Consider the following 14422-nt stretch of genomic DNA (forward strand, 5'->3'; position numbering starts at 1 on the left):
GGCCAGCGGTTTGGCTGGATGGCCTTTTTCACGCTAAGCCTCGAGGCAGGGCTGCCAGGTCCGAGGCGATGTCGATGTCCAGGTGGATGCCGGGATCGCCCATCGCAAGCTCGAGGCAGTGGCCTCGGTGGCGGGCGATCACGCGGCGTGCGCCTTCGTCGCCGCCGAGACTCGCGAGTTCGCTCCAGTAGGCGCGGCCGAACAGCACCGGATGCCCGGGGCGGCCGGCGTGGCGGGGGCGCACGATGCGCTCTCTGGCGGCGTGATCCAGCAGCCGCTTCAGCGTCTCGTCGGCCAGGGCCGGCATATCGCCGAGCAGCACCGCGGCGGCCTCGAGGTCGGCCAGGGCATCGTCCTTCGCTAGGACGGCGAAGGCGTCGGCGAGGCTGGCCCCGAGCCCGTCGCCGGCATGGGGCGCACGGATCAGCGGCGTATCCGGGGCGAGCCCCAGGGCGACGGGATCGTCCTCGTCGCGAATCACCACGCGCAGGTGTGCAAACGCGCCGGCGGCCCTGGCCACCGTGGCGGCCAGCAGCGTCTGGCCCGACGGCAGCCGGGCCAGACGCTTGTCCGCGGCGCCGAAGCGCCGCGAAGCTCCGGCGGCCATGATCACCGCCAGCGCGTCCGGGCTAGCTTCCCGGTCGGATCGATTCACAGGCGAACCAGCATCTTGCCGCGGTTGGCGCCCTCGAACAGCTTGAGGAAGGCGTCCGGGGTGCGTTCCAGGCCGTCTTCCACGGTCTCGTCGTAGTCGAGGCGGCCGCCTTCGACCTGTGGACCGACCTCCTCGAGGAACTGCGGGTAGTGGGCCCAGTGGTCGAAGACGATGAAGCCTTCCATGCGGGCACGACGGATCAGCAGCATCGCCAGGTTGCCGGGGCCGGCGCTGGGAGTGGCCTCGTTGTAGCGGGAGATCATCCCGCACACCGCGATGCGCGCGCCGACTTTCAGGGTGTTCAGCGCCGCCTCCAGGCAGGTGCCGCCGACGTTCTCGTAGTAGACGTCGAAGCCCTCGGGACAGGCTTCCCGTAGCGCCGCGGTGAGCTCGTCGGCATCGCGATCCTTGTAGCTGACCGCCTTGACGCCGAGCGACTCTAGCCAGTCGAGCTTGTCCTGCGAGCCGGCGATGCCGACCACGGTGCCGCCCTTGGCCTTGGCCAGCTGCACGGCCAGCGAGCCCACGGCGCCGGCGGCGCCGCTGACCAGCACGTTGTCGCCTTCCTGCATCTCGGCAATGCGGTTGAGGCCGGCCCAGGCGGTCATTCCCGGCATGCCCAGCACGCCCAGGTAGGCCTGTTCCGGCACATCGAAGTCGGGCAGGCGTTCGAGCTGCTCGGCCGGCAATTGGGCGATGTCCCGCCAGCCGCCCATGTGGCGCACCCGGGTGCCTGTGGGGAAGGCCTCAGCGCGGGATTCGATGACCTCGCCGATGGCCGCGCCTTGCAGCGGCGCGCCCAGCTCGAAGGGGTCGATGTAGGTGGTGACGCCGCTCATGCGGCCGCGCATGTAGGGGTCCACCGACAGCCAGGTGTTGCGCACCCGCACCTCGCCCTCGGCCAGCGCCGGCAGCTCGGTCTCGCGCAGGGCGAACAGTTCTCTGTCCGGGGTGCCCTTGGGATGATCGGTGATGGTGAAATAGCGTGACTGCATGTTGTCCTCTCCGTCCTGGAAACCTGATTCAGCGATGTCTCAGCCTAGCGCGTCACGTCATGACCGGAGAACGTTGGCCATGACGACGCCGGCCACCCTGAGGCGACCGGCAGCCCAGCATCAGGCCTTGAGCGAGGCCATGTCGATCACGAAGCGGTAGCGCACGTCGCTCTTCTGCATGCGCTCGAAGGCGGTGTTGATGTCCTGGATGTCGATCATCTCGACGTCGCAGCGGATGTCATGCTCGGCGCAGAAGTCGAGCAGCTCTTGGGTCTCTTCGATGCCGCCGATCAGCGAGCCGGCCAGCACGCGGCGCTTGAACACCAGGTTGAAGGCCTGCACGGCCGGTTCGATAGGCTCGAGCAGGCCGACCAGGATGTGGGTGCCGTCGTACTTCAGGGCCGCCAGGTAGGGGTTGATATCGTGCTGCACCGGCACGGTGTCGAGCATGAAGTCGTAGGTCTCGGCGACCGCGGCCATCTGCGCCTCGTCGGTGGAGACGACGACGTGATGAGCGCCGTGGCGACGCGCTTCCTCGATCTTGGCCTCGGAGCGGGTGAACACGGTGACCTCGGCGCCCAGCGCCTTGGCCAGCTTGACGCCCATGTGGCCGAGGCCGCCCATGCCGATCACGCCGACCTTGTCGCCGGCCTTCACACCGTAGTGCTTGAGCGGCGAGTAGGTGGTGATGCCGGCGCACAGGATCGGCGCGGCCGAGGCCAGGTCGATGCCTTCCGGCATGCGCAGCACGAAGTGCTCGTTGACCACGATCTTGTCGGAGTAGCCGCCCTGGGTGAACACGCCGTCCTGGCGGTCCGGGGCGCCATAGGTCGGGGTGAAGCCGTTCAGGCAGTACTGCTCGTGGCCGTCCTCGCAGGGATGGCAGTGGCGGCAGGAATCGACCATGCAGCCCACGCCGACGACATCGCCGATCCGGAACTGGCTGACATCGCTGCCCACGGCGGTGACGCGGCCGACGATCTCGTGGCCTGGGACGATCGGGTATTCGGTGGCACCCCAATCGTTCTGCGCATAGTGCAGGTCGCTGTGGCAGACGCCGCAGTAGAGGATCTCGATGGCGACGTCATCCGCGCGCGGCTCGCGACGCTCGAAGGTGTAGGGGGCCAGTGGCTGGTCGGCGGCGTGGGCCGCATAGGAACGGGCTTGGCTCATGAAACGAGACTCCTCTCGGTATGAGGGGTTAGGGATATGAGGACATTATGGGAAGCCGGGACGCGGTCATGGACCGTCGTTTCTCCGGCGTTTTTGCGCATTCCTCCGAAAGGTCGGCGGCGACCTGCGCATGATGCCCGGGAAATCGTCATAATCGGCCGGCCGTGGAATCGCCGCGCAATGCCAGGCGACGACGCCCCCGACGGGGCATCGTCGCGATTCGACGGTTCAGCTGGTGGCGTGCCGGGCCGGCTTTAGGGCGTCGTCGTGGACCGCGAAGCGGGTCTCGACGCTGCGGGCCTTCAAGGCGGCACGGGCCTTCTGCATTGCCACGCTACCGCCGCTGAAGTGGGCGCTCACGGTGGATCGCTCCGCCGACTCGACCCGCTGGTTCATCGGAGCTAGCGGCGCCTGGTTGAGCTGCAGGGCGCGCTCGGCGGCGTTGTCGGCCTGGGCGGTCAGGGACAGGGTGCTAAGGAGCAGGGCGGGCAGGGCCAGTCGGATCTTCATGGATCGGTCTCCAATGTCGGGGAACATCACACGGCGTTCGGTGGCGAGGGACGGCGGCAATCGGCGGCCGTGGCGTGTCGTCTCGAACGCTGTGACCTCGTGTGAGGATGGCGACATTATGGAGAGGGAGGGGGCCGCTGAGGACCGATGTTTCTCCGGCGTTTTTGCTCATTCCTGTTGGAAAGAGCGAAGGGAAGCAAGAATATGCGCTAGAATCATCACGATCTTGTGGGAGAGCCTCAGGCAAAGGAACCCGGAATGCAAGTCTTGAAAACCGTGTCATGTCCGCTGATCGAGCTGCTCGCGCCGCTGGTCGAGCGTGACGGCTATACGCCGACGCCGCTGTCGACGGTGTCGCTGATGGGAGTGCGGCGCCCCGTGGCTCGCACGCCGCTGATGTACGAGCCGAGCCTGATCATCGTTGCCCAGGGCTACAAGATTGGCCATCTCGGCGATCGCGAAATCCACTACGGCCCCGGGCAGTATCTGGTGCAGACGTTGCCGCTGCCCTTCGAGTGCGAGACGCATGCCTCGGCCGAGGCGCCTCTGCTGGGCATGTCGATACGTCTCGACCCTGCGCTGCTCGGCGAGCTGGTCACCGCCATGGGGGAGCGGAACGAGGACGACGAGACGCCCGTGCCCATGGCCTCGGTGTCGATGACCGACGGCATGCAGGGCGCCGTGGTGCGGCTGCTGCGCACCCTGCACGATCCTGCCGAGACCGCCGCCATGGGGCAGCTGCGCGTACGCGACGTGGTGTTCGAGGCGCTGCGTGGCGAGCAGGGGCCTGCGCTGCGTGCCATGGTGCACCACCAGGGGCACTACTCACGGATCGTCCAGGTGCTGTCGCGATTGCATGGCCACTTCGCGGAGGAGATCTCGGTGGAGGACCTGGCGCGTCAGGCCAATATGAGCCCCTCGACCTTCCACCAGCACTTCAAGCAAGTGGCCCAGGCGTCGCCGCTGCAGTATCTCAAGCGCCTGCGGCTGATCAAGGCCCAGCAGCTGCTCGTTCAGGAGGACCGTAACGTCAACCAGGCCGCCGAAGCGGTGGGCTATCGCAGCGTTTCCCAGTTCAGCCGCGACTACAAGCGCTATTTCGGCACCTCGCCGCTGCAGCACCGCAAGGAAGAGCGTGCGCTGCAGGCCTCGTGACCGACGCCTGACCGCTACAGCATCTCGCGTATCGTCTCGATGACCCGGCCGTCCACGCCGCGCTGCAGCCTGTCCTCGATTTCGCTGCATAGCGATTCGACCTGCGCCAGCGAGTGGCCTGTGATCACGAAGGTCCATTCGCTGGTGGTCAGGCTGTTGCGCCCACCGCTCTCGCAGACCGCCACCGCCGGGCGGCGTCCGAAGCGCTCGTGAAGTCCGCCCATGCGCTGGCGTTTCTCCTTGAGCGAGGTGCAGCCGGGGAGGGCGAAGGTCATGGTTAGAATGCCGATATGCATGATGGCTGTTGCCGCCGGAAATCTTCACTCGAGACGCCCAGGATAGCGGATCGTAGGGGAGTATGACCTACGAGACTCGGCGACCCGCCGGCGCCATGAACCGTCGTTGCCAGAAGGGCTCTCGGGCGAAGCGTTTGGGGCCCTGATAGCTGGCGCGGAGGTGCTGTAGGTAGCGCCCGGCAACTGCCTGCATCTCCTGCTGGTAGGCACCGAGTGAACGGTTCAGGCCTCTCTCGATGGCTCGGGCCGCGCTGGCGGCCGAGGCCAGGGCGTGGAAGAGCCCCTGGGAGGCCAGTGGATCGAAGGCCAGCAGTGCATCCCCGACGGCCAGGAATCCCGGCCCCGCCCTTGGCAGTTGTGCCACGTCCAGCAGCGAGGTGCCGGCCGGTCGGCCGCGTATGCGCTCGGGGGCGTCGGCGCCTTGCAGTGCCTCCGCCAGCAAGGCGTGCTGCCGGGCCGTGGCCAGGAAGGCCTCGGGCTGCTTGAGGCGGTGGTGCAAGGGGTCATCGAGGTCCAGGTGACAGGCCAGCACGCGGCGCCCCCCGGGAAGGGGCACGGTATACCACCAACCGTGGGCATCGGCCTGCACGCGCATGGTGTTGTCGCGGCTCTCGGGAGGGCGTTCCAGGAAGCCGTAAAGGCACAGCAGCGGGGGGCCATCGTGGCGTGAAAGGCCCAGCTGTCGGGCCAGGCTACCGCGGCGGCCGGTGGCGTCCACCAGTACCGGCGCCCGCACGTCGCCCTGGGGCGTCTCCAGCTGCCACTCGCCGCATCGATGGGCAACGGTCGAGACAGGCGAGCCCTGACGTAGCGTTACGCCGACGTCCAACGCCTGTTGCTGCAGCATCTGCTCGAAGGCTCGACGATCCAGGTACCAGCCTGGGCCGGCGGGGTCGACGATGGTGTCGCGCCAGACCGGGCAGTCGATGTCCCACACGGAGACGGCGGCGCCTCGCTCCCGGTGTCCCGCGTCGCGAAAGGTGGCCAGAACGCCGAGGCGCTGCAGCAGAATGCTGGCGGCTCCTGGCAGCGACTCGCCGATGGGCGGTGAGGCCGGCGGGCTGTCGCGGCGCTCAAGCACCAGCACTCGCCGATGCGGTCGCAGCAGAGTGGCGAGCGCCAGGCCCGCGGGCCCGCCGCCGACGATCACCGCATCCCAGGTTTGCCGATTGCCGCTCACCGTTCGCGCCGCCGGGCGATCAGCAGCTCACGCATGCCCTCGTCGGTGTGCTGGCGCTCTTCGGCGGTCAGGTCGCGCCCGCCCCGATCCTCGACCTGCATGTGCGACGGGAAGTCGGGGTCGTCGGTCGGCCCCGGCCGCACTTCGACGATGCCCATGTCATCGAAATGAGCCACCATGTTGGCCAGCTGGGTCTTCTTGCCGACGCCGAGGGTGCGGTCCCAGTCGGCGCGCTGGTGGTAGGCGGCCAGGCGCTCTTCCCGCGGCAGCGAATCGTCCATGACCCGGCGATAGTTCTGTTCGCTCAGTACCTGGTTGGGCACTCGGGCCGGCCAGAAGGTGGGCAGGTAAGGATCGTATGCGGCGTCGTAGCCGGAGCGGCAGCTGGCGGTGTCGGTCTGCCATGGAATCGCCATCCAGCGGGTGATGGAGCCTGGCGACTGGCCATACAGCGGGCCGTCGTAGGACAGTGCCTTTTCGGGCGTCAGGGTCGTGCCGTAGTCCGGCTCCGGGTTTTCGGCAGCGCGGTGGCGCCAGCGGTAGGGTTCCAGGTACATGCTGCTGTGGCGCACCGGCCAGGTCATTTCGCAGCCCGGGTGGAAGGCATCGGCGATGCAGAACTCCAGGGCCGCGCGGTCGAGCATGGCGGGCTGCTGCGCGACCGGTACCTCGTCAATGCCGCTCGGTGACACCCGGTGGGGGTCGTAGTCGGCGTCGAAGTCGCCGGCTACCCACTTGTCCAGCATCGCCAGCTGGGTGGTGGTCAGGGCGTTCATGGCGTCGGCCACCCGCGGCATCGGGACGTCCATGGCATCGCCGTAGATCCACGGCCAGGGCTTCTGCGAGATGTCGCCGTCCCGGGGATTGCGAAAGCCGTTGGCTACGCTGCGGCGCAGCTCGGCATAGGTATCGCCCGGCGCTGCCAACTGGGCGAGATAGCGCGGCTCCAGGAAGTGCTGGGGCATACCGTGGCCGAAGCCGGCGGCAAAGCCGGCGTTCATCCACTGCAGGTCGCACATGGCCTTGAGGATCGGCAGGATGTCGTCGCGGAACGAGGGGCGGGTGGTCGCCGGCAGCTGGCCGGCCTTGATCGCCAGGTCGGTCATCAGCGCATACATGGTGCGCACCGCCTTCTGCTGGGGGCCGTAGTTGGGCGGCGCCACCACCACCCAGGCCGGCACGACCTCGATGTCTCGGCCGTTTACCTGCACCACGGCCGTCACCGGCCCGTCGCCGGTGTCGTCGTACCAGCCGTCGTTGTTGGCGAAGGTGGTGGGCGGCTCCCCACGATAGGAGGCGGATTGTCCCTGGCCACCGAAGACCCGCAGGCGGCCGGCGTCATCGGTGCGCAATTCGCCCAGCGGCACCTCGATCCCCATGAAGGAGCCGCCGGTGAACTGGAAGTCGGGGCCGCGGCCGGAGGGAATCTCGATGCGGCGGGGGCCGGGCGTGATGGACAGCAGGTGGCGCTCTGCGGTCGGCACCTCGTGGTTGCGGCGCTGCGAAGGTGGTGCCGACGCCGCTTCCGGGATGTCCAGAGCGAGATGGAAGTCGTACCAGGCCGCCTTGTGGTTGGCCAGCTCCACCGTCCAGGCGATGCGGGTGTCGGCATCCATGGTCAGCTCACGCACCACCTGGCCGTTGACGTCGTAGCCGTAGAGACGGAACTCGGCGACCTCTCGCTTGAGGGCCCCGCTGGCATCCCGGTAGTGGCCGGGCTCCCGGGGAGGGGGATCGATGACCTGGGGGCCAATGGTAAAGCCATCGATGTCCCCTGAGTTACCGACCCTGGCAATGCCGATGGCCGGGTGGATCTTGGCGTAGGCAATCTCGGTCATCCTGCTCCCCCTTTCCAGGGCGCGACGCCAGGCCGCTTGGGATGCCTGGCGTCGCGCCGGTCCATGATGTCATGCGGCGAACGAGTGCCGCTTTATCGTCAAAGTCTTATTGAGGGTAGTCCTTGGGAATGAGAGGCCGGCTAGTGTTTTCAACGCTCGTTCTCGCGGCGGCGGCCACGGGCGCTGGCCGCCGCCGGATCCGAACTCAGCCCGTGCCGTCGAACTGGCCCGGCGTATAGCTGCCGGCTTCGGCACCGAAGCCGACGCTCAGGCGGTTCCAGCCGTTGATGGCCACGATCGCCATGGTCAAATCCACGATCTGCTTGTCGCTGAAGTGCCGACGCAGCTCCGCCAGCAAGCCGTCGCCGAGGTCCGCTTGGGCCAGCCGGGTGGTGGCTTCGGCCCATGCCAGGACGGCCCGTTCGCTCTCCTGAAAGAAGGGGGTGTCGCGCCAGGCGCTTAGGGCATACAGGCGCTGCTCGGTTTCTCCGTCCAGGCGGGCATCCTGGGTGTGCATGTCGATGCAGTAGGCGCAGCGGTTTAGCTGGGAGACGCGTATCTTGATCAGGTGCAGCAGGCTGGCATCCAGCGACCGTTCGGCCTTGACGTAGTGCTCCAGCCCGGCCATGGCGCGCAAGGCGCCCGGGGCTTCCGACGGATAGTTCAGTTGCATGGCTCGTCTCCTTGTCTCGTGGGAACGAGAGGCAAACTACCCCCTCCCGGCGGTCGAGCCATTGTAAAAAATCGACATCGCTCGATAAGATGCGGCATCGACGCTCGTGGACGCCATGCGATGGTCGCTTTTCACACCTACCGCCCCAGCCCGGCGCTCGCCCCTCATGTGCAGTGCTATTGGCACCTGCGCCATGAAAGCGACGCCAGCCCGCCCCGCTTCATGCATCCGGATGCCGGCAGCGGCCTCATCTTCACCCTGACCGGCGCGTTGGCTCTCGACGGCGAGGCGATGGAGATGGCTACGCTCGTCTGCGGGCCGGCCATGCGTAGCGCACGGGTCGAGTTCGTCGGGCCGCTGGAGGCCTTCGGTATCCGTTTTTATCCGGGGCATGGCTACCCCTTCTTCGGCATGCCGCTGCCGGAGCTGGGCGGCCACCGTGACCTGTCGCTGTTGCCCCGGTCGTTGCAGACGTTCGAGGCGTTGCAGGAGCGCATGGCCGAGGTGCGGGGAACGGACGAGCGTATCGCCCTGATCGAGGCGAGCCTGTTGCGGCGGCTGGGCCACTGCCGGACGTGGCATCATCCCGACCTGGCTCAACTGCTGGGCATGATCGAGCGCCATCGCGGAACTCTGCCGCTGTCGCGGTTGATGGCGCACAGCGGCATCGGCCAGCGCCAGTTGGAACGCCTGTTCAGTACCCAGGTGGGTTTCACTCCCAAGCAGTTCAGCCGCCTGCAGCGGGTCGGCTATGCGCGTGAACTGGTGAAGTCGGGCATGGAGGCCTCGATGACCGATATCGCTTACCGCACGGGCTTTGCCGATCAGTCACATTTCACCCATGAGTTCCGGCGGGTAATGGGCATCACGCCCGGGGCCTATCATGCGAAATGGTGGGCGATGACGACGGGCTAGGCCGTCGATAGCGTCCAAATTGCGGGGGCACGATGAGCGAGTACACGGAGTATCTGCAGGATGTCTTTGCGCTGCTGGGGCCCATCACCGCGCGTCGGATGTTCGGCGGGCACGGCATCTTTCACGACGGGGTGATGTTTGCCCTGGTGACAGACGAGACCCTGTACCTCAAGACGGATGCGGAAAACGTGGCGGATTTCGAACGCGAGGGGCTAGAACCCTTCGCGTATCTGCGCCGGGGCAAAGTGGTGAGGCTTTCCTACCACCAGGCACCGGAAGCGCTGTTCGAGGACCCCGAGCTGGCGCTGGCATGGGCGCGGCGTTCCCTGGCGGCGGCGTTGCGGGGCCGCGCCTGAACGGGGGACGGCTCCGTGCGGGTCATGCGTTCGCTGCCGAGCCCTCGATGTTTTGCCTCTCGCCGCCCTCGCCGAGCACCCGGAACAGGGTGACGCGGGACTGATACTGGCTGTAGGCCAGGTCCAGGCGGTTCTGGCGGGCGCTGTTGAAACTGCTCTGAGCGTTAAGCACGTCGGTGAGCTCGGTGGCGCCTTCCCGGTAGCGCACGCGGGCGATGCGGTAGGCTTCTTGCGCCTGTTGATAGGCCTCGTCGCGATACTGCTGCTGCGCCGCCAGGGCCTGCACGTTGCCGAGCGACTGCTCCACTTCCTGCAGGGCGGTCAGCAGGGTGCCGACGTAGCCGGCGCGTTGCTCCTCCCAGGCGGCGGTAGCCTGGTCGATTCGGGCGCTGCGCGCGCCGCCGTCGAACAGCGTCTGGGGCAGCGACAGGGCCAGGTTGTAGAGGGCATCGCCGCTGAGCAGCGAGGAAAGGTCGCTGCTGGAATAGCCGCCGCTTCCGGTGAGGGTGATCGACGGCCAGTAGTCGGCCCGGGCGACCGCCACCTGTCGGTCGGCGGCCATCAGTGAGGCTTGGGCCTGGGCGACGTCAGGGCGCTGGGCGAGTACCTGGTCGGGCAGGCCGGCCTGGATGTCCGGCAGGGTCAATGTCTCGAGCTCGCCGCCGTCGATCGTGAAGCCCTGGGGCATCTCGCCGACCAGCACGGCCAGCGCGTAGCGGCTCTGGCGTAGCTGCTGGCGCAGATCGGGAAGCCGGGCCCGGGCGTTGGCCACCACGGTCCGCTGCTGGGCCAGGTCCTGGGGCGAGACGGCACCGTTCTCGACCTTGGCGCGCACCTGCTCAAGCAGCCGTTCGGCCAGCCGCAGGTTGTCCTCGGTCAGAGCCAGGCTGTCCTGCAGGTAGCGCACCTGGAGGTAGGTGTTCACCACGCTGGCGAGCACGGTGAGCTGCACGGTGTCGCGGGCGAAGCGGCTGGCCAGCAGTGAGGCCTTGGCCGCATCGCGGTTGTTGCGTACTGCGCCCCACAGGTCGAGCTCGTAGCTGGCATTGAGATTGGCGCTGTAGCCCTCGGTGGTGCCGCTGGCGCCGATCGTGCCGTTGCGGCTGGCACCGGTCGAAAGCCCCAGGGTCGGGAACAGCGAGGCGCCGGCCTGGGTGAGCTGGGCGTCGGCCTGCTCGATGCGGGCGGCGGCCGCCAGCAGGTCGGTGTTGGCGTCGAGTGCGCGACGCACCAGCCGGTCCAGCTCGGCGCTGCCGAACTGCGCCCACCAGCGTGGGTGGTGCACCATGGCCTGGCTGGCGCGCTGCTGGTTGAGCCACTGGGCGGGCGGCTCGGAGGCTGGAGCGCTGAGCCCGGAGCTCATGGCACAGCCGGAGAGCAGAGCCGCCGCCAGCAGCAGGGCGACGGTGCGGTTCATGCTAGTCATTGCTCAATGCCTCCACCGGGTTCAGGCGCGCGGCCTTGAGCGCCGGAGCAAAACCGAACAGCAGCCCGATGATGGCGGCGCAGAAGAACGACGCCACCATCACCGGCACGGAAAACACGATGGCCATGCCGAGCCCGCCGAGCAGCAGCCCCACCAGCACGCCGGCGGCCACGCCGATGATGCCGCCCAGCGCGGAGACCACCACCGACTCGGTCAGGAACTGCTGAAGAATGTTGCGTTGGCGTGCCCCGGTGGCCATGCGGATGCCGATCTCGTGCACGCGTTCGGCGACGCTGACCAGCATGATGTTCATCACCCCGATGCCGCCGACCAGCAGCGAGATCGCGGCGATCGATCCAAGCAGCATGGTCAGGGTGTTCTGGGTCTCGGAAACCATGTCGAGCAGCGAGGCCATGTTGAACACCCGCACATCGCGCTGGCCGTGGCGTTGGGTGAGCAGGTCCACGGCGGCCTGTTCGGTGCCGTCGATGCGTGAGACGTCGTCCACCGCCAGGGTGATCGAGCGCAGGTAGTTCTGGCCGAACAGCCGCAGGGTGCCGGTGGAGAGCGGCACAAACACCACGTCGTCCTGGTCGTCGCCCCAGTCGGTGGCGCCCTGGGCGCTCATCACGCCGATCACCTGGAAGGGGATGCTGTCGAGCATCAGGAACTGGCCCAGCGGATCGCTGTTCGGGAACAGGTTGTCCCTGATCGTCTGGCCGATCACTGCCACCGGCGCGTAGGCATTCTGGTCCTGCTCGCCGAAGAAGATGCCCTGCACCGGCTGCCAGTCGCGCAGGCTGGTGAAGTCCGGCGTCACCGCCTGGACGCTGGTGGAGACGTCCTGGCCGTTGGCCCGGGCGGTGACGCTGCCGGAGATTTCGGGCACCGCGGTGCGCACGTTGGGCAGCGTCTCGAGCGCTTTGGCGTCGTCCGGCACCAGGGTGGCGATCACGCCGTCGGCCACGCGCTGCTGGCCGCGGTCCGGACGGATCACCAGCAGGTTGGTGCCGCGGTCGCTGATGCGCGCCACCACGTCCTGCTTGGCGCCCTGGCCGATCGCCAGCATCACCACCACCGCGCCGACGCCGATCACGATACCGAGCAGCGTCAGCAGGGTGCGCAGCCAGTTGGCCCTGAGCGAGCGCAGTGCCATCAGCACCGCCTCGCCGATCTCGCCGGCGTCAGGCAGGCTGGAGCGCTTAGGCGGCTCGGCCACGGCGTGGGCCTTGTCGCCATGGTGTGGGCGACGGCGGCGGTCGTCGAGGATCCGGCCGTCGTGGATCTCCACCACGCGGTCGGCGTGTTCGGCGACCTTGGCATCGTGGGTGATCACGATCACCGTATGGCCTCGGCGGGCGAGCTCGCGCAGCTGCTCCATCACCGCCTCGCCGCTGACGCTGTCCAGGGCGCCGGTGGGTTCGTCGGCCATGATCACCTGGCCACCGTTCATCAGCGCCCGGGCGATGGAGACGCGCTGCTGCTGGCCGCCGGAGAGCTGGTTGGGACGGTTCTCCAGCCGCTCGCCCAGACCCAGTTCATCGAGCAGCTGCTGGGCGCGGGTCTTGCGCTCGTCGCGCGGCATGCCGGCGTAGATGGCGGGCAGGGCCACGTTTTCCCAGGCGCTGGCGGTGCCGATCAGGTGGTAGCTCTGGAACACGAAGCCGAACATTTCACGCCGCAGCCAGGCCAGCTGCTCGTGGTCCATCTCGGTGATCGGCCGGCCTGCGAAGCGATACTCGCCGTCGCTGGGCTGGTCCAGGCAGCCGAGGATGTGCATCAGCGTGGACTTGCCGGAGCCGGAGCTGCCCATGATGGCAATGAACTCGCCGGCCTCGATATCGAGATCGATGCCGTGCAGCACCTCCACGTCGTGCTCGCCGGCCGGGTAGCGCTTGCGGATGTCGCGCAGTTCGATCAGCGCCATTAGAACAGCCCCCGACGGCGCGGTGAGTCGCCAGTGTCGGCCTGGGCGGTCGACCGGCCCAGCACCACTCGATCGCCTTCATCCAGGCCGCGTGTGATGACCGTGCGCACCCGGTTGTTGAAGCCGATCTCGACCTCGCGAGGCTGCGGGTTGCCCTGGGCGTCGAGCACCCGCACCCGGGCCTGGCCGTCGGTGCGCTGCACTGCGGCGACCGGCACGCTGAGGGCGTCATCGGCGGCCTCGACCACGAAGAATGCCTGGGCGGTCATGCCGGACATCAGCCGGCCGTCGTCGTTGTCGACGTCGAACTCTGCGGTATAGAGCACTACGTTGTTGACCACTTCCGGCGTCGGCAGCACCTGGCGCAGGGTGCTGTCGTAGCGCACCCGGTCGTTGCCCAGGGTGTTGAAGTAGACCGGCATGCCCGCGGTGAGGCGATCCACATCGGCCTCGGAGACCTGGGTAGAGACCGTCATGATCGACAGATCGGCGATGCGCATCAGCGTCGGGGTGGTCTGGTTGGCGTTCAAGGTCTGGCCCTCGCGGGCCTCGAGGCTGACCACCGTGCCGCTGCGCGGCGCGTAGATCCTGGCGTAGCCGAGGTTGGCCTGATCGCCCTCGACGCTGGCCTGCTTCTGGCGAATCTGTGCCTCGAGCACCTTGATCTGCGCCCGATTCACGGCGAGCGTCGAGCGGGCCGTCTGGTAGGTGTCGTCGCTGGTGGCATCGGCCGCGCGCAGGCGCTGCTGGCGTTGATACTGCAGGCGGGCGAGCTCCAGTTCCGCCTGGCGCTGTTCGAGTTGGGCGCGCAGCGCCTCGAGCTCCGCCAGCCCGGCTTCTACTTGGGTCTGCTGCACCGAGGCGTCGATCTCCGCCAGCAGCTGGCCGGCTTCCACGCTGTCGCCGACGTCCACGTACAGGTCGGTGAGCTGGCCGGACACCTGGGCGCCGACGTCAACGTAGTCCTTGGGTTCCAGCGTACCCAGCGCCGTCACCACTTCCTCGACGTCGCCGCGCTCTACCTGGGCGGTCTGCCATTCCACGACCGGGGCTGATGCCAGCCCCCAGCGCCAGCCGGCTACCAGCAACAGGGCGACGATGATCAGCAACGACAGGGTCGTTTTCGGGCGACGGCGAATCCAGCGTGTCATGGCGCATCCAGGAACCAATGAGAATGGTTCACGACTCTAGCGTCGCAAATTGCAAACAATATGACTTGATTTGGATGAAAATGATAAGCGTGGGTGAGAGGTGAGAGGTGAGAGGTGAGAGGTGAGAGGTGAGAGGTGAGAGGTGAAGAGGGAAGAGGGAAGAGGGAAGTGC

The 14422-nt window shown here is 67.6% G+C and carries 14 protein-coding genes; 3 read left to right on the forward strand and 11 right to left on the reverse strand.

The window, feature by feature from the left end:
• Positions 1–28: 28 nt before the first annotated feature.
• From ACGTN6_RS10610 to ACGTN6_RS10625, 4 genes are all read right to left on the reverse strand, one after another.
• Positions 29–655 (reverse strand): nucleotidyltransferase family protein, encoded by a 627-nt coding sequence (locus ACGTN6_RS10610; protein ID WP_394591478.1) that lies wholly within the window; start codon positions 653–655, stop codon positions 29–31.
• Entirely contained in the window at positions 652–1650 is a 999-nt protein-coding gene (locus ACGTN6_RS10615; RefSeq protein WP_394591479.1) for an NADP-dependent oxidoreductase, read from the reverse strand. Before ACGTN6_RS10615 ends, ACGTN6_RS10610 begins: the two co-directional genes overlap by 4 nt.
• A gap of 120 nt (positions 1651–1770) precedes the next feature.
• On the reverse strand, positions 1771–2823 hold the full coding sequence (locus ACGTN6_RS10620; protein WP_394591480.1) for an NAD(P)-dependent alcohol dehydrogenase: 1053 nt from the start codon (positions 2821–2823) through the stop codon (positions 1771–1773).
• Positions 2824–3051: 228 nt separating this feature from the next.
• Positions 3052–3333: a hypothetical protein gene (locus ACGTN6_RS10625; protein ID WP_394591481.1), complete on the reverse strand. Its 282-nt coding sequence runs from the start codon at positions 3331–3333 to the stop codon at positions 3052–3054.
• Positions 3334–3591: 258 nt separating this feature from the next.
• On the opposite strand from ACGTN6_RS10625, the gene ACGTN6_RS10630 reads away from it, so the two are divergent.
• Positions 3592–4488, forward strand: coding sequence for an AraC family transcriptional regulator (locus ACGTN6_RS10630; RefSeq protein WP_394591482.1), 897 nt, complete (start codon positions 3592–3594; stop codon positions 4486–4488).
• Positions 4489–4502: 14 nt separating this feature from the next.
• On the opposite strand, the gene ACGTN6_RS10635 is transcribed toward ACGTN6_RS10630, so the two are convergent.
• The 4 genes from ACGTN6_RS10635 to ACGTN6_RS10650 all read right to left on the reverse strand — a co-directional run bounded on the left by ACGTN6_RS10635 (position 4503) and on the right by ACGTN6_RS10650 (position 8475).
• Positions 4503–4784, reverse strand: coding sequence for a DUF503 domain-containing protein (locus ACGTN6_RS10635; protein WP_394591483.1), 282 nt, complete (start codon positions 4782–4784; stop codon positions 4503–4505).
• Between the two features lie 67 nt (positions 4785–4851).
• The gene (locus ACGTN6_RS10640) at positions 4852–5964 is read right to left on the reverse strand and encodes an NAD(P)/FAD-dependent oxidoreductase (RefSeq protein ID WP_394591484.1); all 1113 of its coding nucleotides are present in this window, start codon (positions 5962–5964) and stop codon (positions 4852–4854) included.
• Positions 5961–7802, reverse strand: coding sequence for a LodA/GoxA family CTQ-dependent oxidase (locus ACGTN6_RS10645; protein WP_394591485.1), 1842 nt, complete (start codon positions 7800–7802; stop codon positions 5961–5963). Before ACGTN6_RS10645 ends, ACGTN6_RS10640 begins: the two co-directional genes overlap by 4 nt.
• A gap of 205 nt (positions 7803–8007) precedes the next feature.
• Positions 8008–8475 carry a carboxymuconolactone decarboxylase family protein gene (locus tag ACGTN6_RS10650; protein WP_394591486.1) on the reverse strand — a complete coding sequence of 156 codons (468 nt, stop codon included), beginning with the start codon at positions 8473–8475 and terminating at the stop codon, positions 8008–8010.
• Between the two features lie 120 nt (positions 8476–8595).
• Between ACGTN6_RS10650 and ACGTN6_RS10655 the strand changes: the two genes are divergently transcribed.
• Together ACGTN6_RS10655 and ACGTN6_RS10660 are read left to right on the forward strand one after the other, a co-directional pair.
• Complete coding sequence (locus ACGTN6_RS10655; RefSeq protein WP_394591488.1) at positions 8596–9390, forward strand: helix-turn-helix domain-containing protein; 795 nt, start codon at positions 8596–8598, stop codon at positions 9388–9390.
• A 32-nt stretch (positions 9391–9422) separates the two neighbouring features.
• Positions 9423–9746 carry a TfoX/Sxy family protein gene (locus ACGTN6_RS10660; RefSeq protein ID WP_394591490.1) on the forward strand — a complete coding sequence of 108 codons (324 nt, stop codon included), beginning with the start codon at positions 9423–9425 and terminating at the stop codon, positions 9744–9746.
• 22 nt (positions 9747–9768) lie between these two features.
• Here ACGTN6_RS10660 and ACGTN6_RS10665 read toward each other — a convergent pair whose 3' ends face one another.
• Genes ACGTN6_RS10665 through ACGTN6_RS10675 form a run of 3 tightly spaced genes read right to left on the reverse strand, consistent with a single transcriptional unit; the run spans position 9769 to position 14250 of the window.
• Positions 9769–11172 (reverse strand): efflux transporter outer membrane subunit, encoded by a 1404-nt coding sequence (locus ACGTN6_RS10665; protein ID WP_394591491.1) that lies wholly within the window; start codon positions 11170–11172, stop codon positions 9769–9771.
• Positions 11165–13099, reverse strand: coding sequence for a MacB family efflux pump subunit (locus ACGTN6_RS10670; protein ID WP_394591492.1), 1935 nt, complete (start codon positions 13097–13099; stop codon positions 11165–11167). Before ACGTN6_RS10670 ends, ACGTN6_RS10665 begins: the two co-directional genes overlap by 8 nt.
• On the reverse strand, positions 13099–14250 hold the full coding sequence (locus tag ACGTN6_RS10675) for an efflux RND transporter periplasmic adaptor subunit (protein ID WP_394591493.1): 1152 nt from the start codon (positions 14248–14250) through the stop codon (positions 13099–13101). Before ACGTN6_RS10675 ends, ACGTN6_RS10670 begins: the two co-directional genes overlap by 1 nt.
• Positions 14251–14422 lie beyond the last annotated feature (172 nt).

This window comes from Halomonas sp. B23F22_20 (genome assembly GCF_043496985.1).
Classification (GTDB): Bacteria; Pseudomonadota; Gammaproteobacteria; order Pseudomonadales; family Halomonadaceae; genus Halomonas.

Bases quoted from the DNA above. Each gene is read 5' to 3' on its own strand.
- ACGTN6_RS10615 (WP_394591479.1), bottom strand. From the start codon at position 1,650: ATGCAGTCACGCTATTTCACCATCACCGATCATCCCAAGGGCACCCCG.
- ACGTN6_RS10620 (WP_394591480.1), bottom strand. From the start codon at position 2,823: ATGAGCCAAGCCCGTTCCTATGCGGCCCACGCCGCCGACCAGCCACTG.
- ACGTN6_RS10625 (WP_394591481.1), bottom strand. From the start codon at position 3,333: ATGAAGATCCGACTGGCCCTGCCCGCCCTGCTCCTTAGCACCCTGTCC.
- ACGTN6_RS10630 (WP_394591482.1), top strand. From the start codon at position 3,592: ATGCAAGTCTTGAAAACCGTGTCATGTCCGCTGATCGAGCTGCTCGCG.
- ACGTN6_RS10635 (WP_394591483.1), bottom strand. From the start codon at position 4,784: ATGCATATCGGCATTCTAACCATGACCTTCGCCCTCCCCGGCTGCACC.
- ACGTN6_RS10645 (WP_394591485.1), bottom strand. From the start codon at position 7,802: ATGACCGAGATTGCCTACGCCAAGATCCACCCGGCCATCGGCATTGCC.
- ACGTN6_RS10650 (WP_394591486.1), bottom strand. From the start codon at position 8,475: ATGCAACTGAACTATCCGTCGGAAGCCCCGGGCGCCTTGCGCGCCATG.
- ACGTN6_RS10655 (WP_394591488.1), top strand. From the start codon at position 8,596: ATGGTCGCTTTTCACACCTACCGCCCCAGCCCGGCGCTCGCCCCTCAT.
- ACGTN6_RS10660 (WP_394591490.1), top strand. From the start codon at position 9,423: ATGAGCGAGTACACGGAGTATCTGCAGGATGTCTTTGCGCTGCTGGGG.
- ACGTN6_RS10665 (WP_394591491.1), bottom strand. From the start codon at position 11,172: ATGACTAGCATGAACCGCACCGTCGCCCTGCTGCTGGCGGCGGCTCTG.
- ACGTN6_RS10670 (WP_394591492.1), bottom strand. From the start codon at position 13,099: ATGGCGCTGATCGAACTGCGCGACATCCGCAAGCGCTACCCGGCCGGC.
- ACGTN6_RS10675 (WP_394591493.1), bottom strand. From the start codon at position 14,250: ATGACACGCTGGATTCGCCGTCGCCCGAAAACGACCCTGTCGTTGCTG.